Raw genomic sequence first — 25,791 nt, forward strand, 5'->3', positions numbered from 1 at the left:
CCGCACCGCACCGTCACGAAGGGAGCCCGGCCATGGCCGTGGAACCGCTGTCGCCGCAGGAGATCGAGGGCCGGCTCGCCGAACTGCCCGGCTGGTCGGTGGCGGACGGCCGGCTGACCCGCTCCTACCGGCTCCCCTCGCACGTCGCGGCGGCGGCCTTCGTCGTGCACGTCGCCGCCGTCCAGGAGGAGCTGGACCACCACTCCGACCTCACCCTCGGCTACGACACCGTCTCCCTCGGCGTGCACACCCACAGCGCGGGCGGTGCGCTGACCGCCAAGGACTTCGCTCTCGCCCGCAGGGTGGAGGACATCGCGCCGGGCCACGGAGCACACTGAGCGGTGTGCTCGACTACGAGAAGGAAGCCGGCCGTTACGACGCCCTGCGCGGCGGCGAGGCCCGCGCCGAGGCCGCCGCTCGGGCCGTCCTCGGACTGGTGCCGGACGGCCCGGGCCGTCTCCTCGACATCGCCTGCGGCACCGGGATCGTGACCCGGCGGCTGGCCGCCGCCCGCCCCGGGCTGCGGGCGACCGGCCTGGACGCCACCGCGGCCATGGTCCGCAGGGCCGCGGACCGGCTGCCCGGCGCGATCCTCCGGGCCGACGCCCACCGGCTGCCCTTCCGCGGCGGCGCCTTCGACGCGGTCACCACCGTCTGGCTCCTGCACCTGCTGGACGACCCGGCGGGAGTGCGGGCGGTCGTCGCCGAGTGCGCGCGCGTGCTGCGGCCGGGCGGGGTGTACGTCACCACCGTCGACAAGGCCGCCGCGCACGACGTCGGCAGCGACATCGACGCCGTCCTCGCCGCCCGCCCGCGCCGCCCCGCCGCGGACGCCGCCGCCGCGGTGACCGCGCACGCCCGCCGGCACGGGTTCGTCCCGGCGGGCCGCGCCGCGTTCCGCGGCACCGGACAGGGCCGCAGTCCCCGCGACACCATCGCCGACCTGCGCCGCGGCTGGTTCACCCTGCTGCCGCCGGGTGAGCCGCGCACCGAGCGGTTCGCCGCGCGCCTGGCGGCGCTCCCGGACCAGGACCGGCCCCGCGCCGACCCGTGTTTCACCGTCCTGGCCTTCCGGAGGCCGGAGGCGGTGCCCGGCCCCCGCGCGGGCGGGGGCGGCTGACGCCCGGGCCGCCCTCCCGGGTGCCGGGCTTTCGCCGCCCGGGGGGGCGCACACGAGGACCGGGCGGCCACCTGTGCGGGTGGCCGCCCGGCCGGGTGGCCCCGTCGTCCGGTGACGGGGCCGTGCACGCGGAGCGTCAGCGGGGACTATTCGAGCAGCTCCGCGTACGAGCCCATGGCCAGGGCGATGTCCGCCTCGGCCCAGAACCGGTGGTACGTGAACACGGGCGCGGCGCCGCCCTTGAGGTAGGCCTCGACCTTCGACCAGTTCGGGTCGCTCTTGTAGAAGGACCTGAGCGAGGCGAAGGTGGACGAGGAGTTGATCGCGTCGCCGTTGGGCATGGTGCCGGTCCAGCCGCTCGGCACGTACACGCTGTCGTTGAACCGGCTGTAGTCGCTGCGGGTCTCGGGGACGGCGATGCCCAGGCTGTCCTGGTGGTTGTCCCACATGCCGTCCAGCAGCGCCTTCGCCGTGGATCTGGCGGTCGCGTCACCGGACCTGGCCGCGTAGTACGTCAGGGTCTTGGCGTACGCGGCGGCCACGCCGACGTCCTCGGTGTAGTCGGCGACCGTCACGTGCAGCCCGCTGTTGGAGCCGGGGCTCGACGCGTTCCAGGTGTCGGGCTGACCCGACCAGTGGAGGGTGGAGGGGATCTTGAAGGTGCCGTCCGGGTTGACCGTGGTCTTGGACAGCGCCCACTTCACCCACTTGTCCAGGACCGCCTTCGCCTGGGCGTTCCCGGTCTGCTGGTAGTACTCGGCGACCCGCTCCATCGACCACGCCTGGAAGCCGAACCACTGGTTGGACGGCGGGTCGTGGTAGACGGGTGCCTCGTCGTAGTACATGCCGTAGAAGGTGGACGTGCCGGCCGGCGGGGTGGCGTACCGGCCCTGCCAGCTGTTGGTCGCGCCGCCCGCGATCGCGCCCTCGGACGACTGGAGCCACTGGTAGAACTCGAGCTGCCGCTGGAGCGACTTGTTCCAGTCGGTGGCGCCCGTCGCCGACTTGGGCTTCAGGTCGGCGTAGGAGCTGAGCGCGTACGCGGCGAGGGGGTTCTGGTAGCCGCCGTGGACGTGGCTGGAGCCGATGCGCCAGGCCCAGCCGGCGCTGGTGTCGTTGGCGCCGCCCCAGGCGTAGTACCAGGACAGCAGGTAGTGCGAGGCGTCCTTGCCGGTCCCGGCGGCGCAGGACGAGGGGCCGACGCAGTTGCCGATCTTCTTGAAGTACTTGTCGTACATCGCGTACCGCAGGTAGTCGCCCATCTTCGCGGCCTTGGACACGGTCGTGGAGACGTCGGCGCCCTTGCCCTGGGCCTTCGCCCACACGTCGGCCCAGTACGCGGCCTGCACGGCGCGCGCGTCGGCGTCCGGGGCGTCGGTGTACTTCCACTGCTTGGCGTAGGAGGAGTCGCCGGTGAACAGGTCCAGGTAGCCGTTCTTGCCGCCGTACTTGAAGGCGTCGCAGGTCGGCTGGGGCACCGTCTCCCAGACGGACTCCTGCGGCCCGCGCTGGAAGGTGTTGAGGTACGACGGTCCGGTGGCCGTCGGTCCGGCCTCGCATTTGCCGGGTTCGTCACCGTAGCCGTAGACGTTGTCGACGTCCTGGATCCAGTGCATCCCGTAGACGTCGTCCGTGCCGTAGGCGCTCTTCAGCTCGCCGGCGATCGGGTCCGTGCCCACCGGCACGGACGTGTCCAGCTTCGCCGGGTACTCGTTCGGCGTGTCCGCCTCGGGCGCGTACGTCGCGGGCTTGGAGGCGTTGTAGAAGGAGTTGGTGGGCTGGTCGGCGTGGGTGGGGATCATGTACTTCTCCATGGTGTCCCAGGCGCCGTTGAACTTGGACCAGTCACCGGTGACCTTGCCGTACATCGCCTGGAGCCACAGCAGGTAGCTGTACGCCTCCGAGGTGCTCTCGTGGCCCTGGTCCGGGGCCTCGACGATCAGCGTCTCCACCGAGTGGTACGGGATGCCCTCGGGGGAGAAGTAGCCGTTCGCCGGGTTGGTGATCTTGCCGTACAGGTCCAGGAAGCGGGCGTCGTACGCCTTGGACGCGGGCAGCTCCGTGACGGTGACGGTCGCCTTGGCGTGACCGGCGGCCGACGCGGTGAAGGTGGCGCCGCCGGTGCCGGAGGAGTCCGCCGTGACGGTCACCGGCTGTGCGGTGTTCCAGTTAGACGGGGTGAAGGTCAGCGACGAACCACCGGTCACGGACAGGCCCGTGTTGCCCCCCGTACGGGCGGTGCTCACCGTCACGTTCGTGCTCGGCTGTGTCGACAGCTTCACCGCGAACGTGCCCGACTTGCCTTGCTGTACGCCCAGTTGGGCGGGTGAGGCGACGACGGCGGGTCCGGAGGCGACCGTGATGCCGACGGGCGTGGAAGCGGCGGACGCGCCCAGGCTGTCGTACGCCTTCGCCACCAGCGAGTGGCTGCCGGCCGCCAGGGTGGAGACCGCGAGCGAGTAGGGGGCGCTCGTGTCCGTGCCCAGCAGCGTGGTGTCGTCGTAGAACTCGACCTTGCCGATCGTCGCGTTGTCGGCCGCCGCGGCGGTCGCCGCGAGCGGTACCGCCTCGCCCTGGGTGTAGACCGCGCCCGCGCTCGGGCTGGTCAGCACGGTCACCGGCGGCTGGTGGGCGCCGGTGCAGGGGGTGCCGTCGACCGCGAAGGAGGTGGGAGCGGTGTTGGTGCCGGAGTAGGTGAACTGGGCGCCGGTGGAGACGGCGGCACCCGCGGCGACGGTGCCGTTGTACGAGGCGTTCTTCACGGTGACCGTCCGGCCGGACTGGGACCAGGTGCCGTTCCAGCCGTTGGAGAGCTTCTGGTCGCCCGTGTAGCCGTAGGTCAGCGTCCAGCCGTCGAGCGCGGCGCTGCCCCGGTTGGTGAGGGTCAGTTCGGCGGTGAAGCCGGAACCCCAGTCGTTGGTCTTGTAGTCGACGCTGCACTGCACGGCGGCCGCGTGCGCGGTCTGTGTGCCGGTGGCGAGCATCGTCAGCGGCAGGGCGAACGCGGCGGCGACCGCGGTCCACCACCGCCGCCCGGCTCTGCGCTTGCGTCCAGGATCCATGTGCTGGTTCCTCCTTGCGGCGTGCGGCTCGGGGAGAAGTCAAGGCTTGAACCAGTGGGAGCGCTCCCATAGTGGGGACGGGGGCGGGAGCGGTCAAGATGCTTGAAGAGTCGAAAAGATTCGACAGTCCACGTCGGAGAAAAGTCGAGCAACTCCCTGGGCACGGAGCCGAGTTGGCGCTACCTTCCAACGCACCAGTGGGAGCGATTCCATTCAGTCGACGCGTCCGTCACGGCGCGCCAAACTGCAAGGAGTCGCTCATGCGACACCCCCCGCGTTCAGTACTTCTAGCCGCCTCCGGTGCGATCGCGCTCGTCACGAGCGCGGTCGTGCCGGTGGTGTCGGCCCAGGGAGCCACGCCCGCGTGCTCGGTGGAGTACTCCGTCACCAGCCAGTGGGACAACGGCTTCCAGGGGTCGGTGAAGATCACCAACAACCGGGCCGCGCTGAGCGGCTGGAAGCTCACCTTCGACCTCGCCGGCGGGCAGAAGGTCACCCAGGGCTGGAACGCCTCGTGGTCCCAGTCCGGCACCACCGTGACCGCGGCCGGCGAGAGCTGGAACAGCGAGCTCGGCACCGGCGCGAGCGTCAGCGCCGGGTTCCTCGGCTCCTGGTCGGGGAGCAACGCCGCGCCCACCGCGTTCCAGCTCAACGGCACGTCCTGCAACGTGGACGGCGAACCGACCACCCCACCACCCACCACCCCGCCACCGACGACACCACCCCCGTCCGGCGGCACCGCGCCCGCACTGCACGTCTCCGGCGACAGACTCGTCGACGCCGACGGCCGCACCCGCCGCCTGCTCGGCGTCAACCGGTCCGGCGGCGAGTTCATGTGCGTGCAGGGCCACGGCATCTGGGACGGCCCCGTGGACGACGCGGCCGTCCAGGCGATCGCCGACTGGAAGGCCGACGCGGTCCGCATCCCGCTGAACGAGGAGTGCTGGCTGGGCCTGGCGAACGTCAAGCCCGAGTACGCCGGTGCCCACTACATCGCCGCCGTGAAGGAGCTGGCGGCCCGGATCGAGGCCCACGGCATGACGCCGATCCTCGATCTCCACTGGACCTACGGCCAGTACACCGGGAACTCGGCCGGCTGCTCCGACGTGCACGCCACCTGCCAGAAGCCGATGCCCGACATGCAGTACAGCCCGTCCTTCTGGGCGTCGGTGGCGAACACCTTCAAGGACGACCGGGCCGCCGTGTTCGACCTGTTCAACGAGCCCTACCCGGACCGGGCGACCGGCAGCGCCACGGACGCCTGGAAGTGCTGGCGGGACGGCGGCACCTGCCCCGGCATCTCCTACGAGGTCGCCGGCATGCAGGACCTGATCGACAGCGTCCGCGGCACCGGCGCCCAGAACGTCGTCATGGCCGGCGGCCTGGCGTACTCCAACGACCTGAGCCAGTGGACGGCGTACCGGCCCACCGACCCGGCCGGCGAACTCGCCGCCGCCTTCCACGTCTACAACTTCAACACCTGTGCGAGCGAGTCCTGCTGGAACTCCACCCTCCTCCCGGTGGCGGCCCACGTGCCGCTGGTCGCCGGGGAGATCGGTGAGAACACCTGCGCGCACGGGTTCGTCGACCGGGTCATGAAGTGGTTCGACGATCACGACCTGTCCTACCTGGGCTGGACCTGGAACACCTGGGACTGCTCCTCGGGGCCGTCCCTGATCTCCGCCTACGACGGCACACCCACCGCGTACGGCGCCGGGCTGCGCGACCACCTGCGCGCCCTCAACCCGTAAGCACCGCCCAGCACCCGCACCCACGGAAGAAGGAAGCCCGCACCCATGAGTCACACCCGAACCACACTGCTGGTGGCCCTCGGCCTGCTCGCCGGAGCCTCCGGGACGGCGTTCGCAGCCCTGCCGGCCGGTTCCGCCGGCGCCGCCGCCGCACCCTGCACGGTCGACTACAAGATCCAGAGCCAGTGGGACACCGGCTTCACCGCCGCCGTCACCGTCACCAACAACGCGGCCGCCAAGTCCAGTTGGGCGGTGAAGTGGTCGTACGGCGGCAGCCAGAAGGTCACCAGCGGCTGGAACGCCAAGCTCACCCAGAGCGGTACCGCGGTCACCGCCGCCAACGAGAGCTACAACGGCTCGCTCGCCACCGGCGGTTCGGTCAGCTTCGGCTTCAACGGCACTTACAGCGGCACCAACGCCGTCCCCGCCACGTTCACCCTCGACGGCGTCACGTGCAACGTCGACGGCGGCACGGGCGGCACGGGCGGCACCGGTGGAGGCACCGGTGGAGGCACCGGCGGGGACACCGGCGGCGGCACCGGCGGAGGGACGGGCGGCGGGACCGGTGGGGACACCGGTGGTGGCACCGGTGGTGGCGGCACGGGCGGTGGAGGTGGCGGCGGGGACACCGGCAGCCGCGTCGACAACCCCTACACCGGCGCCAAGGTCTACGTGAACCCGGAGTGGTCCGCCAAGGCCGCGGCGGAGCCGGGCGGCAGCCGCGTCGCCAACCAGCCCACCGCGGTCTGGCTCGACCGGATCGCCACGATCAACGGGGTCAGCGGCAGCATGGGCCTGCGCGCGCACCTGGACGAGGCCCTGAAGCAGAAGGGCTCCGGCAACCTCGTGGTCCAACTGGTCATCTACGACCTGCCCGGCCGTGACTGCGCCGCCCTCGCCTCCAACGGCGAACTCGGCCCGGACGACATCGACAAGTACAAGTCCCAGTACATCGACCCGATCGCGTCCATCCTGGCCGACGCCAAGTACGCGGGCCTGCGCATCGCCACCGTCATCGAACCCGACTCACTGCCCAACCTCACCACCAACGCCGGCGGCACCGCCGGCAGCACCGACGCCTGCGCGACCATGAAGGCCAACGGCAACTACGAGAAGGGCGTCAGCTACGCCCTGGGCAAGCTGGGCGCCATCCCGAACGTCTACAACTACATCGACGCCGGCCACCACGGCTGGCTCGGCTGGGACACCAACCTCGGCCCCGCCGCCCAGGAGTTCTACAAGGTCGCCACGACCAACGGCGCCAGCGTGAACGACGTCACCGGCTTCATCGTCAACACCGCCAACTACAGCCCGACCAAGGAGCCGTACTTCAAGGTCACCGACAGCGTGAACGGGCAGACCGTGCGCCAGTCGAAGTGGGTGGACTGGAACCAGTACGTGGACGAGCAGTCCTTCGCCCAGGGGCTCCGGGACAAACTCGTCTCGGTGGGCTTCAACTCCGGTCTCGGCATGCTGATCGACACCTCCCGCAACGGCTGGGGCGGCTCCGCCCGGCCGACCAAGTCCGGCCCGCTGACCTCCGTCGACGACTACGTCAACGGCAGCCGCGTCGACCGGCGCATCCACGTCGGCAACTGGTGCAACCAGAGCGGCGCGGGCCTCGGCGAGCGGCCGACCGCGGCTCCGGCGGCCGGGATCGACGCCTACGTGTGGGTCAAGCCCCCGGGGGAGTCGGACGGCGCCAGCTCCGCCATCAACAACGACGAGGGCAAGGGTTTCGACCGGATGTGCGACCCCACCTACGGCGGCAACGGCCGCAACGGCAACAGCCCCTCGGGCGCGCTGGCCAACGCGCCGCTGGCCGGGCACTGGTTCTCCGCCCAGTTCCAGCAGCTGATGCAGAACGCCTACCCGGCGCTTCCCTAGCCGGGTGAGGTACCGCCGGGGCCGGGCCTCTCCGGCCGGCCCCCGGCGGGCCGCACCACCCCGGGGGGGCACCCGCTTTTTGCCGTACCGGCAAGGCGGGTGGCCCTCGTCCGGTGTGCCGTCGCACGCTGACGGCACCCGGAAGAGAGGCCGACCACCATGGCGCACGACCAGCACGACCACCACGGCCAGCCCACCAAGCACGCACACCACGCCCACGGCACGGACATCGACTGGAGCGAGCTGGGGCCCCTGCTGGAGACACAGGCGGAGCTGTTCGCCCCGGTTTACGAGCAGGCCATGGCGTGGCTCGCGGGGGAGGTGGGCGAGCCAGGCCTGATCGTGGACGCGGGCAGCGGCCCCGGAGTCGTCTCCTGCCTGTTCGCCGAGGCGTTCCCCGGCGCCCGGGTCGTCGCCGTCGACGGCGCCGAGCCGCTGCTGGAGCGCGCCCGGGCCCGGGCCGCCCGCCAGGGCGTCGCCGACCGCTTCGCCACTCTCGCGGGTGAACTGCCCGGTGTGCTCGACGAGCTGGACGGGCCGGCCGGCCTGGTGTGGGCCAGCCGCAGCCTGCACCACCTGGGCGACCAGCGCGCCGGGATCGAGGCGTTCGCCGGCCGACTCGCCCCGGGCGGCACCCTGGCCCTGCTCGAAGGCGGCCTGCCCTCCCGGTTCCTGCCCCGTGACTTCGGCATCGGGCGCCCCGGACTCCAGGCCCGGCTGGACGCGCTGGAGGAGGAGTGGTTCGCGCGGATGCGGGCCGACCTGCCGGGTTCGGCCGCCGTGACCGAGGACTGGCCCGCCCTGCTGGCCGCCGCCGGACTGGGCCGCACCCGTACCCGCACCTTCCTGCTCGACCTGCCCGCCCCGGCCGCCGGCCGGACCCGCGCCTACGTCGCCGCGCACCTGTCCCGGCTGCGCGAGGGTCTCGGCGACGCCCTCGACGCGGAGGACCGGGCCACCCTCGACCGGCTGCTGGACCCCGCCGACCCGGCGGGCGTGCACCTGCGTCCGGACCTGTTCGTCCTGGGCGCCTACACGGTGCACGCCGCGGTACGGCCCGCCTGACACGCCATCGGCCGCGCCGGTGTCAGTTGTTCGCCAGGAACTGCTGGGCCAGCTGGTTGCCGAGGCTGACCGCGGCGCTGTGGCTCTCGATGGGGGAGGCCTTGGAGTTCTTGAAGAGGATGTAGGTCACGCCCGAGTCGGCGCCGCCGGTGGCCGGGTCGGGGTCGATGCCGAGCGCCTTGGCGGTGGCGTAGGACGCCTCGCCGATGATCTTCGTCGGGCCGGTGTCGCCGACGACGGCGTACTCCACCTTGTTGTTGTAGACGACAGCGACCACACCGCCGCCCTTGACGCCCGCGGAGGAGTAGTTCCAGATGCCGCTGGTGCTCGGCACGACGACGTACGGCAGCGTCTCCGCCTTCAGCGGCTTGCCGTCGGACTGGTGGAAGGCGGTGTCGTCCTGGTACCAGGGGTCGCGGTCCTCGTTGCAGTTGGTGGTGCGCTGGCCGTCGCAGTCGACGTCCAGGTCGGCCTTCCAGAAGACCGCGCCGTTCTTGCCGCACACGGGGACCGTGGCCGACGTCTCCTCGTCGGTCTGGTACTTGCCGTTGGAGAGCTGCGAACAGGACGTCACCTTGGCGAGCAGGTCGGCGGCGCTGACCGTGCCCTCCTGTGCCGACCTCGGGGTGGGGGCGGCGGAGGCGTGGGCGGGCAGGAGCCCGGCGGCGAGCAGGGCCGAGCCGGAGGCCGCGGCGAGGGACAGGGTGCGGAGTCGCATGGGAGGACCTTTCTGTTAGGAAAGTTTCCTTACGAGATGTCCTCCACCGTGCCCAACCGCCATGCCCTCGTCAAGCGCCGGGGGCCGAACGGCTGAATCGCGCGCGTATTGCGGGGCTTCGCACCGCCCCGAGACTGGAGGGGGCGGAGGTGCCGTACCCGTCCGGCGGGACCGGGCGGCGCAGTCCCCGGGAGGCGAGGCCCATGTTCGTGCGCACCGTGTACGCGACCGGCGATCCGGCACTGCTCGGCACCGCCGTGCGGTCCCTGAACAGCGAGGGGCGGGACCTGCTGGAGGAACGCCCCGGGTACCGCGGCGCGGACGTGTTCGCGGACCGCAGGCTCGGCACGATCCTCACGGCGAGCTGGTGGGGGACCGAGGAGGCGTGCCGCAACAGCGACGAGGTGATGCGCGAGCGGCGCGCCCGACTCCTGGGGCCGTTCGCGGGGACGGTCGCGGTCGCCACCTACGAGGCGGCGGTGGTCCACCACCTCGCCCACCCGCTCCAGGGCGGCGGACTGCGCGTCACCCGGCTGGAGTTCGAGCCCCGGGACGGGGACCTGGTCCTCGACACCTACCGGGCCACCGTGGTCCCGCGGGCCGAGTCCCTCCCCGGGCTGGCCAGGATGTCCCTGCTGATCGACCGCGTCGGCGGCCGGGGCCTCGCCGGCGCCCTGTTCACCGACCGCGCCGGCCTGGCGGCCTCGCGGGCCGCCATGGCGGGCGCACGGCACGCCGCGACGGCGAAGGCGCACGTGGACGTGGTCGGCCTGGAGGAGTTCGAGGTGCTGTACGCGGACGTACGCCTCGACTGACGAGCCGGCCACCCCCTTGACACGGCAACGGCCGTGCGCCCCGCCGTGGAGCGGGCCGCACGGCCGCCGGGTGTCCGGGCCGGTCCGCCGGTCAGACGACGTCGAAGTCGGCCGGGTCGGGACCCAGGCGCCGGTTCTCCTCCAGGGCGCTGATCGCCGCGAGGTCCTCGTCGTCCAGGCTGAAGTCGAACACCTCGATGTTCTCCTTGATCCGGGACGGCGTGACCGACTTCGGGATGACGACGTTGCCGAGCTGCACGTGCCAGCGCAGCACCACCTGGGCCGGGGTGCGGTCGTGCTTGCGCGCGATCGCCACCACCGCCGGCACCTCCAGCAGGCCCTTGCCCTGGCCGAGCGGCGACCACGCCTCGGTGGCGATGCCCCGCTCCGCGTGGAAGTCGCGCGCGGCCTGCTGCTGGAGGTGCGGGTGCAGCTCGATCTGGTTGACCGCCGGGACGACGGAGGTCTCGGAGGCCAGCCGGCGCAGGTGCTCGGGCAGGAAGTTGGAGACGCCGATGGCGCGCGCCCGGCCGTCCGCGTGCAGCTTCTCGAACGCCTTGTACGTGTCGGTGTACTTGTCCCGGGCGGGCAGCGGCCAGTGGATCAGGTACAGGTCGACGTAGTCCAGACCCAGCTTCTCCAGCGACGCGTCGAAGGCGCGCAGCGTGGAGTCGTACCCCTGGTCGCTGTTCCAGAGCTTGGTGGTGACGAAGACGTCCTCGCGGGGCAGGCCGGAGGCGGCGATGGCCTTGCCGGTGCCCACTTCGTTGCCGTAGATCGCCGCGGTGTCGATGCTGCGGTACCCGGCCTCGAGCGCCGTGGCGACGGCCCGCTCGGCCTCGTCGTCCGGCACCTGCCAGACGCCGAAGCCCAGCTGGGGCATCTCGACGCCGTTGTTGAGGATGATCGGGGGGACCTTGCTGCTCACGAGCCTCTTGATCCTTCGGTTGTCGACAGGTGGTACTCCCATGCTCAACGATCACGGGCCCCTGTGCATTCCTGACCACGCGATTCGCCCCCCGGCATGGCACGTGTCACATCCGCGGCCGGCTCCTCAGGCCTGGTACAGCGCCTCGACCTCGAGGGCGTACGCCTTCTCGATCGCCTTGCGCTTCAGCTTCAGCGACGGCGTCAGCAGGCCGTGCTCCTCGGTGAACGGCTGGGCCAGGATGCGGAAGGTGCGGATCGACTCGGCCTGGGAGACGAGGGTGTTCGCGGCGACCACCGCCCGCCGCACCTCGGACTCCAGGTCCGGGTCGCGCACCAGCTCGGCCGGGGCCGGCCGCGGCTTGTTGCGCATCTGGAGCCAGTGGGCGACCGCCTCCTGGTCGAGCGTGACCAGGGCGGCGATGTACGGGCGGTCGTTGCCGACGACGATGCACTGACTGACCAGCGGGTGGTCGCGGACCCGTTCCTCCAGCGCGCCCGGGGAGACGCTCTTGCCGCCGGAGGTCACCAGGATCTCCTTCTTGCGGCCGGTGATGGTCAGGTAGCCGTCCGCGTCCAGGGACCCGAGGTCCCCGGTGGCCAGCCAGCCGTCGTGCAGGCTCTCGTCGGTGGCCTTCTGGTTGTTGAGGTAGCCCTGGAAGACGTTGCCGCCGCGCAGCCAGATCTCCCCGTCGTCCGCGATGTGCACGCCGACCCCCGGCACGGCCTGGCCGACGGTGCCGTAGCGGGTGCGCCCGGGCGGGTTGGCGGTCGCCGCCGCCGTCGACTCGGTCAGGCCGTAGCCCTCGTAGATCTGCACGCCCGCGCCCGCGAAGAACAGGCCCAGCCGGCGGTCCATCGCCGAGCCGCCGGACATCGCGTTGCGCAGCCGGCCGCCCATCGCGGCCCGGACCCGCGCGTACACCAGCTTGTCGTACAGCTGGTGCTGCATCCGCAGCCCCGCCGACGGGCCGGGGCCGGTGCCCCAGGCCTTGGCCTCGACGGCCTCCGCGTAGGCGACGGCGATGTCGACGGCCTTCTCGAACGCCCCGGCCCGGCCGTCCTTCTCGGCCTTGCGGCGGGCGGCGGCGAAGACCTTCTCGAAGATGTAGGGGACGGCGAGGACGAACGTCGGGCGGAACGCGGCCAGGTCCGGCAGCAGGGCGGCGGCGTTCAGCTGCGGCTGGTGCCCGAAGCGGACCCGGCCGCGGACCGCGGCGACCTCCACCATCCGACCGAAGACGTGCGCCAGCGGCAGGAACAGCAGGGTGGACGCCTCGTCGCCCTTCTTCGAGTGGAACACCGGCTCCCACCGCCGGATCACGGTGTCCGCCTCGAACATGAAGTTGCCGTGCGACAGCACGCAGCCCTTGGGTCGGCCGGTGGTGCCCGAGGTGTAGATGACCGTGGCGACCGAGTCCGGGGTCACGGCCCGCCGGTGCCGGTGCACGACCTCGTCCTCCAGGTGCGCCCCGGCGTCGTACAGCTCCTGCACGCAGCCGGCGTCCAGCTGCCACAGCTCGCGCAGCCCGGGCAGCCGGCCGATGACCGTGGCGATGGTCATGGCGTGGTCCTCGTGCTCGACGACCGCCGCGGAGACCTCCGCGTCGTGCAGCATCCAGAAGCACTGCTCCGCCGACGACGTCGGGTAGACGGGCACCACCTGGGCGCCGATCGTCCACAGGGCGAAGTCGAAGAGGGTCCACTCGTAGCGGGTGCGGGACATGATCGCGACGCGGTCGCCGAACCGGACGCCACGGGCGAGGAGGCCCTTGGCGAGCGCCATCACCTCGTCGCGGAACCCGGCGGCGGTCACGTCCCGCCACTGCCCGGAGGCGTCCTTGCGGCCGAGGGCGACGCGCAGCGGGTCGGTCGTCGCGTGCTGGAAGACGACGTCCGCCAGACCGCCGGCCGGCGCCGACGACTCCAGCGGCGGGTTGGTGAACTCGCGCAACCTCGCTCCCTGTGTCTCGCGCCTCAGTGACGTTGGCCGGCACACCGCCGTCAGGCCGTGAAAGCTACCCCACCCGGTCGGTGTGCGGGAGGGGTGCGGAAAGGTAGCAAAGCTCACGTTCTCCCCGGCCGAGGACCGGGAAATGCCCGCACATGGGTAGGGGCCGGACACAATACTGACGGGTCAGTAAGTTTCGGTACCGTAATCTCCACGGAATCTGTACCGGCCGATTACCGCCCCCCGCGCCCCGCGCGGTCCATCGGCTGGGCGCGCCGGCGTCCGCCGCGGCCGGACCGCGCCGTCACCCGTCCCGCCGCCCCAGCCGTTCGCCGCCCGCCAGCACCGCCGCCGCCAGGGCGTTCGCCGCGCCCTCGGTCGCCCCCCGGTGACTGCCGTGGGCCAGGACGAAGTCCACCTTCCCCAGCTCGGGCAGGCCCGAGCGTTCGGGCAGCCGCAACAGGCCGGGCGGGATCAGCCGCCGGGAGTGGGCCATCACCCCCAGGCCGGCCCGGGCCGCGGCGACGAGCCCGTTGAGGCTGCCGCTCGTGCACACGATCCGCCACGGCCGGCCGTGACGCTCCAGCACCTCCAGCGCACGGGCCCGGGTGAGGCCCGGCGGCGGGTACACGATCAGCGGGACCGGCCGGTCGGCGTCCAGGCGCAGCCGCTCGGCGCCGATCCACACCAGGTCGTCGCGCCACACCAGCGTGCCGCGGGTGTCCTCCGGCCGCCGCTTGGCCAGCACCAGGTCCAGCTTCCCGGCGGCCAGCCGCTCGTGCAGGGTGCCGGACAGTTCCACCGTCAGCTCCAGGTCGACCTCCGGGTGGTCCTCGCGGAAGGACTCCAGGATCTCCGGCAGCCGGGTCAGCACGAAGTCCTCCGAGGCACCGAACCGCAGCCGGCCCCCGAGGCGCGTGCCGGTGAAGAACGCCGTCGCCTGTTCGTGCACGGCCAGGATGCGGCGGGCGAAGCCGAGCATCGCTTCACCGTCCCCGGTCAGCTCCACCGCGTGCGTGTCCCGCGAGAACAGCTGCCGGCCGGCCGCGTCCTCCAATCGGCGGACGTGCTGGCTCACCGTGGACTGACGCAGCCCCAGCCGCCGGGCCGCCTGGGTGAAGCTGAGCGTCTGGGCGACCGCCAGGAAACTGCGCAACTGCGTCGGTTCGTACACCACCCGAGCCTACCGCCATCATCACGGATCGTGATGACTGTCAGAGTGGTGTGCGCCTTTCCCGATCGGCGGCCCCGGGGGCACGATGGAGGAGGGGTCCCGCGCGCCCGGGACCCGACGACACCCGCACAGCACACCGGAGCACCGTGAATCGCCTGCGCTGGCCGACCTGGATGCCGATCGACCCGTACATCGTGCTGCTGCTCGGGACGGTCGGCCTCGCCGCGCTGCTCCCGGCCCGCGGCACCGGCGCGGACGTCGCCTCCGGCGCCTCCACGGCCGCGATCGCCTTCCTGTTCTTCCTGTACGGCGCCCGGCTCTCCACCCGGGAGGCGCTGACCGGACTCACCCACTGGCGGTTCCACCTCACCGTCCTTACCTGCACCTTCGTCGTCTTCCCGGTGTTCGGGCTGGCCGCGCGGGGGCTCGTGCCGGCCGTACTGAGCCAGCCGCTCTACCAGGGCCTGCTGTTCCTGACGCTGGTGCCGTCCACCATCCAGTCATCGATCGCGTTCACCTCCATGGCCCGTGGCAACGTGCCCGCGGCGATCTGCGCAGGCTCCTTCTCCTCCCTCGCCGGCATCGTCCTCACCCCGCTGCTCGTGGCGGGGCTGCTCGGCGGCGACGCCGGGTTCTCCGCCGACTCGCTGGTGAAGATCGTGGGCCAGCTCCTGGTGCCGTTCCTCGCCGGACAGCTGCTGCGGCGCTGGGTCGGGGACTTCGTCACCCGGCACAGAAGGGTCCTCGGGCTCGTCGACCGGGGCTCCATCCTGCTGGTCGTCTACACCGCGTTCAGCGAGGGCGTCACCCAGGGCGTCTGGCACCAGGTCAGCGCCGTGCGGCTGGCCGCGCTGCTCGCCGTCGAGGCCGTCCTGCTGGCGGTGATGCTGGCCCTGACCTGGTACGGCGGCCGGCTGCTCGGTTTCGGCCGCGCGGACCGGATCGCCCTCCAGTTCGCCGGGTCGAAGAAGTCCCTGGCCTCCGGGCTGCCCATGGCGAGCGTCCTGTTCGGCGCGCACGCCTCCCTGGCCGTCCTGCCGCTGATGCTCTTCCACCAGATGCAGCTGATGGTGTGCGCCGTCATCGCCAAGCGCCGGGCCCGCGACCCCGAGGCGGGCGCGGACCCGGCCGGGGAGTCACCCGTTCACGGTGTCCAGCGGCAGCCACAGGACCGTGTCCCGCGCTGAGCGCAGCACCCGCGGGTCCGCCAGCTCCGCGTCGGTCAGCGCCCGGTCCCAGACGCGGACCTCGTCCAGCGCACCGGCGAAGAAGGCGCGGCCGTCCATGCGCTGACCGAGGTGGATGCCGAAGGGCGAGTAGCGGCTGACGGAACCCGGCGGATCGGCGGTGTCCGGCCCGGCGCCGTCGACCGCCAGCGACAGCCGGCCGGCGCCCCGCCGGAGCACGGCGTGGTGCCACCGGCCGTCGTTGTACGCGCTGTCCGTGCGCACGTACGCGGTCCGCGGCGGCCCCGCCCCGTCCCGCGCGGTGACCAGCCCCTGGAGCCGGTGGTTCGCCGGTTCGCCGCGCAGCCACACCTGCGGCTGACTGGTGCCGATGCCGCCCATCCACAGCATCGGCTGCTCCCCGGCCGTCGCCGAGTACCGGAACCACAGCGACGCCGTGAAGTCCTCCTCGCCCAGGGGCAGCGACGGGCGGTACGGCAGGCGTACGGCGTCGTCGGTGCCGTCGAACTCCAGCGCGCCCCCGTCCACCCCGTCCGTCTCCTCCGCGCCGCCGAGCACCGCGGCCGGGCGGGCGTGCCGGGCACGGTCGGCGGTCACCGGGTCGGGGCCCCGGCGCGGCGCGAGCCAGTCCTCGGTGAAGCGGGCGAAACGGATCTCGTCCCGGGCGTCCACCGCACCGCCCTCGTAGAGCAGGCCGACCGTCCCGGAATCGACGCGCACCAGGTCGGAGTAGCCCGACCAGTCGGTCGTGACCACCGTGCCGCGGTCCACGGCCTCCCAGGTCCGCCCGCCGTCGTAGGAGGAGCGGATCATCATCGTGCGGCGCCGGTCGGGGTCGCCGGGGCAGGCCAGCAGCAGGCGGTCGCCCAGGCGCAGCAGCGAGCCCTGCACCTGCGGGGCGTACAGGCCGGGCAGGGCACGGAAGGGCGCGGTGAAGCTGCCGCCGCCGTCGCGGCTGACGGCCTGCGTGCGGTGACCGAGGTCGGTGCCGTCCTGTTCGCGGCCGCTGACCAGGACCGAACCGTCCTCGCGCTCCGCCAGGGTCAGTTCGGAGGGCTTCTGCCGGAAGGTGCCGTCGGCGGCGACCGGCCAGGTGTCGGTGGCGCCGATCCGCCAGTGCTCCCCGTGGTCGTCGCTGACGACCAGCGCCGCGTGGTTGGCGCTCACCCGGCTGCCGTCCCACGTCTCGGTGTTGACTCCGAACACCAGGCGGCCCGCGTACCGGCCGCGGGTCAGCTGGATGCCGTGCACCGGCCCGGTGGCGTACCAGGAGTTCCAGTCGGCGGGCAGGATCTCCGGGCTCAGGTCCCGCGCCGGCGACCAGGTCCGGCCCGTGTCGTCGCTGTACCGCAGATGGGGGGTGCGGTCGCACGGCACCGAGCAGCCGGCGCCGTCCGTACGGCCCGTGTTGTAGGTCTCCGCCAGCCAGATGCGGCCGGTGGAGCGGTCCACGACGGGCGCGGGGTTGCCGTGGGTGTCACCGGCCCCCTCGTCGACCACCAGCAGCGGGCCCCAGGTGCGCCCGCCGTCGGTGGACCGCTTGAGCACGATGTCGATGTCGGCCGCGTCCCCGCAGGTGAGCACCCGGCCCTCGGCGAACGCCAACAGCGTGCCGTCGACCGCCCGCACGACCGCCGGGATACGGAAGCAGGCGTACCCAGGGTCCTGCGAGGCCCGGAACAGCGTCTGCTGCTCGAACAGGGGCCCACCGCCGCCGGGTCGCGCCTGCGCAGGGGGGAGCGGGACCAGTAGCGCGCCGGTGGTGAGGAGGGCGGTGGCCAGGAGGGATGTGAGCCGGGGGGCGGATCTCGGGCGGCGGGTTACGGAACTCGGGCGGGTCAGGAATCTGAGGCGGGTGGCGAATCCAAGACGGGGGGCGGATCTGAGCCGGGTGACGGATCTCAGGCGGGTGACGGATCCGAGGCCGGTGACGGATCCGAGACGGGTAGCGGCTCTGAGACGCGTGACGGATCTCAGGCGGGTGCGGAGTCCTGACGGCACGGAGCGACCTGCCCTTCGTCGGCCGGACAACTGGACGTCCGGACATCCCACGTCCAACGTGCGTCCCCTAGAAGGTAGTTGGGGGCACGGCGCCCCACAAGGAGTGAGCGGGCACTCACGGACGCAGGACGACCTTGCCGAGGTTGGCCCGGGTGGTGATCGCCTCGTGCGCCCGTGCCGCGTCCGCCAGGGCGAACTCCCCGTGCACGGCGGGCCGTACGGCGCCCTCCACGTACAGCCGCCACAATTCGCGCCGCCACCGCTCGTACAGCTCGGGCCGGCCGCGGGCGATCAACGCCATCTGGAAGCCGATCACCGACTTCGCTCCCACCAGCAGGTCGTACGCCCGGATCGTGCCACCGCCCGAGCTGTAGGCGACCAGGCGGCCGTGCGGAGCGAGCGCGGCCAGCGCCGGGGCGAGCAGGTCGCCGCCCACGGCGTCCAGCACGCAGTCGACGGGGTCGGCCCAGCCGTCGTCGCCGTACCGGACGCAGTCGTCCGCGCCCAGCGACCGGACGAACTCCGTCTTGTCCGGCGCGGACACGGCCCCGACCACGCGGCCCGCGCCCCGGGCCCGCGCCAGCTGGACCGCGAGGTGCCCGACCCCGCTGGCCGCCGCCGTCACCAGGACCGACTCCCCGGGCGTGAGCCGTGCGGCGTCCAGTGCCCCGAGCGCCACCAGGCCGGCGCGCACCAGCGCGACCGCGGTCACCTCGTCCGCGCCCTCCGGTACCGGGGACGCCATCTCCTCGCGCAGGACCGCGAAGTCGGCGTACCCGTGGCCGAAACACAGTCCGGTCACCCGGTCGCCGGGCCGGAACCGGGTCACGCCGGCGCCGGCCGCCACCACCTCGCCGGCGATCTCACCGCCCAGCGGCACCGGCTCCGCGGCCTCGGTGACCTTCCGGACCGTCGGCAGGGTGACACCGACGGCCGCGCAGTGAACCAGCACCTCTCCGGGTGCGGGTTCCGGCACGGGCACCTCCTCCAGGAACAGGGGGCCGCCGGTGGCTTCGTACCGGACGCGACGCATCGCACCTCCATCGCCGGGCACACCCGGCCGACCGTTGGGAACACCCACGAAATCGTGGGGAGTCCCAACGATAAGGAAGGTTCATGGGTATGTCCAACGATTCTTCGGCTAGGCTCCCGACATGGCCGAAGCATCCCTGCCCGCGATCCGCTCCCTCCCCAGCTGGCTGCTCGGCCGGGCCGCCGCGCGGGGCCGTGCCCTGGTCGCCGACGCCCTGGCCGCCGAGGGCCTGCGGATGTGGCACCACGTCGTCCTCTCCGCCGTACGCGACCTCGCCCCCGTCGCCCAGGCCGACCTCGGCCGCGCCGTGAGCCTCGACCCCAAGGACGTCGTCGGCATCCTGAACGACCTCCAGTCCGGCGGCCTGGTCGACCGCGCCCCCGACCCCCGCGACCGGCGCAAGAACGCCGTCTCCCTCACCGAGGACGGCGCCCGTCTCCTCGTACGCTGCGAGAAGGCCGCCCGCGAGGCCAACGACGCCCTGCTCGCCCCGCTGACGCCCGCCGAACGCGAGCGGTTCATGGCCCTGCTGACCAGGATCTCCGGCACGGACGGCTGACGGCCGACGGTTGCATCGGGGTGGCGGGGACGGGTCGGCCGCGGCCGGCCCGTCCCCGGTGACACGGTCAGCCGCGGGCGGCGGCCTCGCTCTCCCGCAGGACGAGGCGGTGCTCGCCCGCGTACACGTTCATCGAAGTGCCCCGCAGGAAGCCGACCAGCGTCAGACCGGTCTCCGTCGCCAGGTCCACCGCCAGCGAGGACGGCGCGGACACCGCCGCCAGCACCGGTATGCCCGCCATCACCGCCTTCTGCGCCAGCTCGAACGAGGCCCGGCCCGACACCATGAGGATCGTCCGGGACAGCGGCAGACCGTCCTGCTGGAGCGCCCGGCCGACCAGCTTGTCGACCGCGTTGTGCCGGCCCACGTCCTCCCGGGTGTCCAGCAGCTCCCCGTCCTCGTCGAACAGGGCGGCCGCGTGCAGGCCGCCGGTGCGGTCGAACACCCGCTGGGCCGCGCGCAGCCGGTCGGGAAGCTCCGCCAGCAGCGCGGGCGTGACCCGCAGCGGGGGAGTGTCCGCGATCGGCCACCGCGTGGTCGTGCGGACGGCGTCCAGGCTGGCCTTGCCGCACAGGCCGCACGAGGACGACGTGTAGACGTTCCGCTCCAGGGAGAAGTCCGGCAGGGTGACGCCCGGCGCGGTGCGCACGTCCACCACGTTGTAGGTGTTCGCGCCCCCCTCCCCGGTGGCCCCCGCGCAGTAGACGATGTTCTGGAGGTCGGCCGCCGAGGCCAGGACGCCCTCGCTCACCAGGAACCCCGCCGCCAGCGCGAAGTCGTCGCCCGGGGTGCGCATGGTGATGGCGAGCGGCTTGCCGTTCAGCCGGATCTCCAGGGGCTCCTCCGCGACCAGCGTGTCCGGCCGGGCGGACACCGCCCCGTCCCGGATGCGGAGGACCCTGCGTCGTTCCGTGACTCGTCCCATGTTCTGATCAGCCCCGGGTTCGGTACATGGCGGCCGGATCGGCCCTGGCGCAACCGTGGGTCACCGGGCCGTCGTACGGCGGGGCGACCTTCACCGTCTCATTGTCCTGCACACGAAGGGCGGACGTGCGGCCCCGCCCCCGTACACCCGGTACCCCTGATGGCCGGAGTCCTCCCCTCCCCCCGCCCGCCCGGAACGGCGCTCGCGCGTCCGACGGTCTGACCGGAGCCGACAATCCCGGCGCCCGATTCCTGTGACTTCACCTGCCGTCGTACCCGTGAGTCACTGTTCAGACTGAAGGATCCCGCTACCCGGCAACGAGGGGATCCCCTGCATGAACGGCTCGCGCATCGCCGCCATCGGTCACTACCAGCCCGCCAAGGTGCTCACCAACGACGACCTGGCGGGCATGGTCGACACCGGTGACGAGTGGATCCGCAGCCGGGTGGGCATCCGCACCCGGCACATCGCCGGCCCCGACGAGCCCGTCGACGAACTCGCCGCGCACGCCGCCGCCAAGGCGCTCGCCGCGGCGGGCCTGGCCCCCCACGACATCGACCTCGTCCTCGTCGCCACCTCCACCGCGATCGACCGCTCCCCGAACACCGCCGCCCGCGTCGCGGCCCGGCTCGGCATCCCGCGGCCCGCCGCGATGGACGTGAACGTGGTGTGCGCCGGGTTCACCCACGCGCTCGCCACCGCCGACCACACCGTCCGGGCCGGCGCGGCCACCCGTGCCCTGGTCGTCGGCGCCGACAAGATGTCCGACGTCACCGACTGGACCGACCGCAGCACCTGCGTCCTCGTCGGCGACGGCGCCGGGGCCGCCGTGGTCGAGGCCGCCCGGCCGGGGGAGGAGCCCGGGATCGGGCCCGTGCTGTGGGGGTCGGTGCCCGAGATGGGGCACGCCGTGCGGATCGAGGGCACGCCGCCGCGGTTCGCCCAAGAGGGGCAGAGCGTCTACCGGTGGGCCACCACCCGCCTCCCGGCCATCGCCCGCCAGGCCTGCGAGAAGGCCGGGATGGCACCCCGGGACCTCGCCGGGGTCGTCCTGCACCAGGCCAACCTGCGGATCATCGAGCCGCTCGCCGAGAAGATCGGCGCCGTCAACGCGGTGGTCGCCCGCGATGTCACCGAGTCCGGCAACACCTCCGCCGCCAGCATCCCGCTCGCCTTCTCCAAGCTCGTCGAGCAGGGGGCGCTGCGCACGGGCGACCCGGTACTGCTGTTCGGCTTCGGCGGCAACCTGTCGTACGCCGGTCAGGTCGTCCGCTGCCCCTGAGGCCCCCGGAGCCCCGGCCCACGCGGCCACCAACACCTGCCGTGCACGGGATCTCGCACACCGTGCACCCCCGCGATCCACCGCCGGCCGGCCGCCCGGCACCCCGTCCGGCGTGCGGATACGCAGGTGAAACGCACTCCGAAACCTTGGTATTGTTGTCCATGTCGCCGCGGGGAACACACCGGCGTGGCGGCAGACACCTGGTCCGGGTGGCGGAATGGCAGACGCGCTAGCTTGAGGTGCTAGTGCCCTTTATCGGGCGTGGGGGTTCAAGTCCCCCCTCGGACACCAGCGAAGACCCCACTTCATGTGGGGTTTTTGGCTTTTCCAGGTCAGACCAGGGATGACAGGCCGAGTCGGCTTGTACCGGGGGCGGGGCGCGCTCCGTCCTCGAACAAGCCGGAAAAGCAGAAGGCCCCCCACAGGTTCACTGTGGGGGTCGTCTGGCTTCTGGGACATGGCGGGCTCCCATGGCGGGTGCTATTTCATGACGCCGTGACGCCACGGTGGCCGGTCCACGCCTCGCACGCGGCGACCGTGGACTTCAGCCAGTCCTCATCCGGCTTCCGCTCGGCGAACCCGCTGTACAGACGCAGGTTGGCGGCAGCGAAGGCATTGATCGCCCCCGGATCCGCCCTGTGTCACGCGGGCAACTGACCGGCGAGCACTCGCTTTCGTCGCCGCCACCGCTGTCTTTGTCCGGGCCGCAGGGGCTGTCGGGGCCGCAGCTGTACGAGACGCTGGTCGATGTGGAGCGGGGCGTCGGCCGGGGACGGCCACTATTCCAGCCACGTCCCGTCGCGCATGATGACTCTGCCGCGTAGTTCCGGTACGCCGCGCCAAGCGCGCACACTTTTCGGCACCACGCGCACATACAGGTAGGAACTCTCCTCCGCACGCGGGTCCCACCCGAACTTGGCGGTGAACGCCTCCGCAGCGGCTTCGGGCACATCCTGGTCCAGGAAGCTCTCCGCCTCACCCTGGAGAAGCACCACATTGAAAGTGTCGGGCAGCGCCAGGCGCACACGCGGCTCCTCGCGGACGTTCCGCGCAGTCGCGGAGGTGGCACTGGTGCAAATCCACACTGCTCGCCCATCCCACAAGAACCACAGCGGCACCTGGTGCGGCCCGTGATCAGGATGTGCTGTCGACACCCATACATCCCGCTCGGTGACAAGCCGTTCCAGAGTGTCGCGTCTACGCTCCGCCGTTCGGCGGCGAACAATCGCCGTGGTCCGCATGAGTCCCGACCCTAGCCAGCAGGCTCAGAGCGCGCATGGGGCGAGGGACCTACTCCCGGCGACCGATGAACCCCTCGGCCTCTGACGCGGAGACGGCCAACCGGGGAGCTCAGCGTGGCCACCTGGAGTGATCAGTGGCCGGAGGCCGGTCCCGGCGAGCTGGTCGGCAGATCCAGAACGCGGTCTCAGCGGGCCGCGCGTGGACCGGTGCGGGTCCAGCCCGCCAGCGCGCCGCCGAGGAGCGGGGCGCTGACGAACAGCACGGCGAGGGCGGTCGCGAGGACGACGGTCGTCACGTCCGGCGCATGGACGTCGGGAGCGGCCAGGGCCGTGAAGTCGGTGATCCAGAGGAGCGGTCCCAGGGCGCCGCACACCGCCAGCAGCCGGCAGGCACCGGCGCGTCCGAGGGTGGCCCCCAGCAACGCGGACGGGACGGGGCCGCACACCAGCATGCTCAGCATGAGGGCGGCGCCCGTCAGATCCAGGATGTGCGCCGCGCTCGGCAGCCAGGGGGCGGACGCGGTCACCGCCGCCCACATCAGGCAGGCCGGGACGAGCCCCGCGGACAGCTTCGGGGCCGGCGTCTCCGGACGCGTCGTTTCGTGCCTCATCCTTACCTCCGGTGAAGTCAGGACGATGCTCCCACTGTTTTTGAACATGTTCAACTCCTCTGGGGGTGGCCGAGATGTCGCGCGACCGCCGACAACGGTGGTATTAACTGCCGTTCATGAGTGGTGGTGAACGCACGGCGAGCCGTACGGCGGTCCTGGTCTGCCAAGGGCGTGCCGCAGCGGACGGCCGGCTCGGGGCGGGCCGGTTCGCGGACGCGGTGGCGGTGCGGCTGCTGCGGCCCCCGGAGCGGATCCCCGTGGACGAGGTGCGCGCGGGCACCCCACCCCGGGGCTGGGCGGCGCGTACGGCGTATGAAGGCGTGCGGGCCTGCGCGGAGGTCCTGGTGCCCCGCACGGTCGCGATCGACGACGCCGTGCGCGGCCACCGGGCGCCTCAACTGGTCGTGCTCGGCGCCGGACTGGACTCCCGCGCGTGGCGGTTGCCGGAACTCGCGGAGACCGACGTGTGGGAGGTCGACCACCCGGCCTCCCAGCGGGACAAACAGCAACGACTGGCCGAGGCGGGCACCCCGGCCGTCCTGGCCCGTTCGGTGACCTTCACCCCCGTCGACTTCGCCGCGGACGACCTGGGCGGCGCGCTCCGGGCCGCCGGCCACGACGCGTCCGTCCCGACGACCTGGCTGTGGGAGGGCGTCATCCCGTATCTGGCACCCGCCGAGGTGCGCGCCGCGGTGCGCGCGATCACCGGCCGTTCCGCGCCCGGGAGCACGCTGGTCCTCAACTACCAGAGCCCCTCGGCGAAGGCGGCCGCGGGCCGCCTGATCGCGCGGGTCCTGAACAGTTCCCTCACGGCGGCCGAGCCGTGGCGGTCCCTGTGGAAGCCGCGGGCGATGGCGGCCCTCCTCGCCGAACACGGGCTGCGGGTCGTCTCGGACGAAGACCTCCTGACCGTCGCCGAGCGCCTGGAGGTCGGCGCGCGGGGCGTCATGTCGCTGCGCTCGGGCCGCGTCGCCGTCGCCCGGCAGGACTGAGGCGTGGAGAGGCCGGGGCGCCCCGACCGGGGGCCGGTCCCGCTCGTGGAACCCGCCGAGCCGGTCCGGTGCGCGCGGGCCGCGCGCAGCCGCCGGGCCGCCGCCGTACGTGCCTCGGGCCGGGTGCGGACCGTCGTCGGCCGTCCGGCGGACCTCCCGTGAGGTTCGGGCACGCGCTGATCGACCTGACCCCGCTCAGGACCTCCCCGCCGTTCCGGCGGTTGTGGGCCGGGCAGTCGCTGTCCGCCCTCGGCAGTCAGATGACGCTCGTCGCCGTGCTGGTCCAGGTCTGGCGGATGACGGAGTCCACCACCTGGACGGGCGCCGTCGGGCTGGCGCAGGCGATCCCGCTCGTCGCGCTCGGACTGTTCGCCGGATCGCTCGTCGACCGAGTGGACCGCCGCAGGTTCTACCTGCTCACCACCGGCGGAGAAGCCCTGTGCTCACTGCTCCTGGCGCTCCAGGCGTTCCTCGGGCACCTGCCCGCCGCCGGCGTGCTCGGGCTGCTGGCCCTCCAGTCCTTCTTCGTCGCGGGCGCCGGCCCGGCCTCGCGCACCTTCGTCCCGCACCTGCTGCCCCGGCATCAGCTGGCCGCGGGACTGGCGCTGCGCCGGATCGCCTTCCAGGGCGCCATGCTGCTCGGTCCCGCCCTCGCCGGACTGATCGTCAGCGGTTTCGGAGCCGGCGCCTGCTACCTGATCGACGCCCTGACGTTCGTCGCCGCCCTCCACGGTGCCGCCGGCCTGCCCCGGACGAGCCCGGGGGACGAGCCCGCGCGGCCCGGCCTACGTGGAGTGCTGGACGGCCTGGCCTTCCTGGCCCGTACCCCCGCCGTCCGCGGCGCCCTGCTCACCGACCTGGCCACCACCGTGCTGTCGATGCCCGTCAGCCTCTTCCCCCTGATCGTCGCCGAACGGTTCGGTGGCGATCCGCGCGCCCTCGGACTGTTCCTCACGGCCATCGCCGTCGGCGGGGTCGCCGCCTCGCTCTTCTCCGGCACGTTCACCCGCAGCCCCCGCCCCGGGCTGGTCATGCTCGCCGGATCCGCCACCTGGGGCGCGGCGCTGACGCTGCTCGGCGTGGCACCCGGCCCGTGCGCCGCCCTGGCCCTCCTCGTCCTGGCCGGTGCCGCCGACACCGTCTCCGTCGTCTCCCGCGGCACCGTCGTGCAGACGCACACCCCGGACGCGCTGCTCGGCCGTGTCGGCGCGGCCGAACAGATCGTCGGGCAGGCCGGACCCGACCTCGGCAACATGCGCGGCGGCCTCGTCGCGGACGCCACCTCGGGAACGGCGGCCCTCGTCAGCGGTGGCCTGCTCTGCCTCGGCGCCGTGGCCGTGGTGGGCCTCACCACGGCGGACCTGCGCGGCCGTCGCGCCGCCCGCACGGTCCGCACGGCCCGCGCCGTCCCGCCGCCCCCGCTCCCCGATCCGGAGAACGGCGGGCGCGTGCCCGGGGACTCCCCGTCGTGAGGTTGCGTCCCCGTACCC

Annotated in this window: 21 protein-coding genes and 1 tRNA gene; 12 read left to right on the forward strand and 10 right to left on the reverse strand. The window is 72.7% G+C overall.

Annotated elements, in window-relative coordinates; translation table 11 throughout:
* The first annotated feature begins 32 nt into the window (after positions 1–32).
* On the forward strand, positions 33–338 hold the full coding sequence (locus ACIQVT_RS21145) for a 4a-hydroxytetrahydrobiopterin dehydratase (protein ID WP_403755711.1): 306 nt from the start codon (positions 33–35) through the stop codon (positions 336–338).
* Positions 339–343: 5 nt separating this feature from the next.
* Positions 344–1,120: a class I SAM-dependent methyltransferase gene (locus ACIQVT_RS21150; protein ID WP_403755714.1), complete on the forward strand. Its 777-nt coding sequence runs from the start codon at positions 344–346 to the stop codon at positions 1,118–1,120.
* A 146-nt stretch (positions 1,121–1,266) separates the two neighbouring features.
* Here the strand turns inward: ACIQVT_RS21150 and ACIQVT_RS21155 are convergent, their stop codons facing one another.
* On the reverse strand, positions 1,267–4,182 hold the full coding sequence (locus tag ACIQVT_RS21155; RefSeq protein WP_403755717.1) for a glycoside hydrolase family 48 protein: 2,916 nt from the start codon (positions 4,180–4,182) through the stop codon (positions 1,267–1,269).
* Between the two features lie 260 nt (positions 4,183–4,442).
* On the opposite strand from ACIQVT_RS21155, the gene ACIQVT_RS21160 reads away from it, so the two are divergent.
* The 3 genes from ACIQVT_RS21160 to ACIQVT_RS21170 all read left to right on the forward strand — a co-directional run bounded on the left by ACIQVT_RS21160 (position 4,443) and on the right by ACIQVT_RS21170 (position 8,885).
* Positions 4,443–5,933 carry a cellulose binding domain-containing protein gene (locus ACIQVT_RS21160; RefSeq protein ID WP_403755721.1) on the forward strand — a complete coding sequence of 497 codons (1,491 nt, stop codon included), beginning with the start codon at positions 4,443–4,445 and terminating at the stop codon, positions 5,931–5,933.
* A gap of 45 nt (positions 5,934–5,978) precedes the next feature.
* Complete coding sequence (locus tag ACIQVT_RS21165; protein ID WP_403755724.1) at positions 5,979–7,820, forward strand: glycoside hydrolase family 6 protein; 1,842 nt, start codon at positions 5,979–5,981, stop codon at positions 7,818–7,820.
* 159 nt (positions 7,821–7,979) lie between these two features.
* Positions 7,980–8,885 (forward strand): class I SAM-dependent methyltransferase, encoded by a 906-nt coding sequence (locus tag ACIQVT_RS21170; protein ID WP_403755727.1) that lies wholly within the window; start codon positions 7,980–7,982, stop codon positions 8,883–8,885.
* Positions 8,886–8,907: 22 nt separating this feature from the next.
* On the opposite strand, the gene ACIQVT_RS21175 is transcribed toward ACIQVT_RS21170, so the two are convergent.
* Positions 8,908–9,603 carry a glycoside hydrolase family 75 protein gene (locus ACIQVT_RS21175; RefSeq protein WP_403755730.1) on the reverse strand — a complete coding sequence of 232 codons (696 nt, stop codon included), beginning with the start codon at positions 9,601–9,603 and terminating at the stop codon, positions 8,908–8,910.
* 203 nt (positions 9,604–9,806) lie between these two features.
* Between ACIQVT_RS21175 and ACIQVT_RS21180 the strand changes: the two genes are divergently transcribed.
* Entirely contained in the window at positions 9,807–10,418 is a 612-nt protein-coding gene (locus tag ACIQVT_RS21180) for a hypothetical protein (protein WP_403755733.1), read from the forward strand.
* 91 nt (positions 10,419–10,509) lie between these two features.
* On the opposite strand, the gene ACIQVT_RS21185 is transcribed toward ACIQVT_RS21180, so the two are convergent.
* From ACIQVT_RS21185 to ACIQVT_RS21195, 3 genes are all read right to left on the reverse strand, one after another.
* A complete protein-coding gene (locus ACIQVT_RS21185; RefSeq protein ID WP_403755737.1) occupies positions 10,510–11,346 on the reverse strand; it encodes an aldo/keto reductase in 837 nt (278 codons plus the stop codon).
* 126 nt (positions 11,347–11,472) lie between these two features.
* Complete coding sequence (locus tag ACIQVT_RS21190) at positions 11,473–13,299, reverse strand: AMP-dependent synthetase/ligase (RefSeq protein ID WP_403755741.1); 1,827 nt, start codon at positions 13,297–13,299, stop codon at positions 11,473–11,475.
* Positions 13,300–13,600: 301 nt separating this feature from the next.
* The gene (locus ACIQVT_RS21195) at positions 13,601–14,470 is read right to left on the reverse strand and encodes a LysR substrate-binding domain-containing protein (protein WP_403755744.1); all 870 of its coding nucleotides are present in this window, start codon (positions 14,468–14,470) and stop codon (positions 13,601–13,603) included.
* A 146-nt stretch (positions 14,471–14,616) separates the two neighbouring features.
* Between ACIQVT_RS21195 and ACIQVT_RS21200 the strand changes: the two genes are divergently transcribed.
* The gene (locus ACIQVT_RS21200; protein WP_403755749.1) at positions 14,617–15,657 is read left to right on the forward strand and encodes a bile acid:sodium symporter family protein; all 1,041 of its coding nucleotides are present in this window, start codon (positions 14,617–14,619) and stop codon (positions 15,655–15,657) included.
* Here the strand turns inward: ACIQVT_RS21200 and ACIQVT_RS21205 are convergent.
* Together ACIQVT_RS21205 and ACIQVT_RS21210 are read right to left on the reverse strand one after the other, a co-directional pair.
* Positions 15,607–17,499 carry an exo-alpha-sialidase gene (locus ACIQVT_RS21205; RefSeq protein WP_403755894.1) on the reverse strand — a complete coding sequence of 631 codons (1,893 nt, stop codon included), beginning with the start codon at positions 17,497–17,499 and terminating at the stop codon, positions 15,607–15,609. The genes ACIQVT_RS21200 and ACIQVT_RS21205 overlap by 51 nt on opposite strands.
* 274 nt (positions 17,500–17,773) lie before the next feature.
* A complete protein-coding gene (locus ACIQVT_RS21210; protein ID WP_403755752.1) occupies positions 17,774–18,691 on the reverse strand; it encodes a zinc-binding alcohol dehydrogenase family protein in 918 nt (305 codons plus the stop codon).
* A 121-nt stretch (positions 18,692–18,812) separates the two neighbouring features.
* Here ACIQVT_RS21210 and ACIQVT_RS21215 point away from each other — a divergent pair, with 121 nt between their 5' ends.
* The gene (locus ACIQVT_RS21215) at positions 18,813–19,250 is read left to right on the forward strand and encodes a MarR family winged helix-turn-helix transcriptional regulator (protein ID WP_403755755.1); all 438 of its coding nucleotides are present in this window, start codon (positions 18,813–18,815) and stop codon (positions 19,248–19,250) included.
* A gap of 67 nt (positions 19,251–19,317) precedes the next feature.
* Here ACIQVT_RS21215 and fdhD read toward each other — a convergent pair whose 3' ends face one another.
* Positions 19,318–20,175: a formate dehydrogenase accessory sulfurtransferase FdhD gene (fdhD, locus tag ACIQVT_RS21220; RefSeq protein ID WP_403755757.1), complete on the reverse strand. Its 858-nt coding sequence runs from the start codon at positions 20,173–20,175 to the stop codon at positions 19,318–19,320.
* A 334-nt stretch (positions 20,176–20,509) separates the two neighbouring features.
* On the opposite strand from fdhD, the gene ACIQVT_RS21225 reads away from it, so the two are divergent.
* Positions 20,510–21,457 (forward strand): beta-ketoacyl-ACP synthase III, encoded by a 948-nt coding sequence (locus tag ACIQVT_RS21225; protein WP_403755760.1) that lies wholly within the window; start codon positions 20,510–20,512, stop codon positions 21,455–21,457.
* Between the two features lie 203 nt (positions 21,458–21,660).
* Positions 21,661–21,748: transfer RNA gene (locus tag ACIQVT_RS21230), tRNA-Leu, on the forward strand.
* Between the two features lie 488 nt (positions 21,749–22,236).
* Here ACIQVT_RS21230 and ACIQVT_RS21235 read toward each other — a convergent pair.
* Positions 22,237–22,698: a pyridoxamine 5'-phosphate oxidase family protein gene (locus ACIQVT_RS21235; protein ID WP_403755763.1), complete on the reverse strand. Its 462-nt coding sequence runs from the start codon at positions 22,696–22,698 to the stop codon at positions 22,237–22,239.
* Between the two features lie 185 nt (positions 22,699–22,883).
* Complete coding sequence (locus ACIQVT_RS21240; RefSeq protein WP_403755766.1) at positions 22,884–23,309, reverse strand: hypothetical protein; 426 nt, start codon at positions 23,307–23,309, stop codon at positions 22,884–22,886.
* A 116-nt stretch (positions 23,310–23,425) separates the two neighbouring features.
* Between ACIQVT_RS21240 and ACIQVT_RS21245 the strand changes: the two genes are divergently transcribed.
* A complete protein-coding gene (locus tag ACIQVT_RS21245; protein ID WP_403755768.1) occupies positions 23,426–24,301 on the forward strand; it encodes a class I SAM-dependent methyltransferase in 876 nt (291 codons plus the stop codon).
* Between the two features lie 158 nt (positions 24,302–24,459).
* Positions 24,460–25,773: an MFS transporter gene (locus ACIQVT_RS21250; RefSeq protein ID WP_403755771.1), complete on the forward strand. Its 1,314-nt coding sequence runs from the start codon at positions 24,460–24,462 to the stop codon at positions 25,771–25,773.
* The last annotated feature ends 18 nt before the right edge of the window (positions 25,774–25,791 follow it).

It is taken from the genome of Streptomyces sp. NPDC100445 (assembly GCF_044759735.1).
GTDB lineage: Bacteria > Actinomycetota > Actinomycetes > Streptomycetales > Streptomycetaceae > Streptomyces.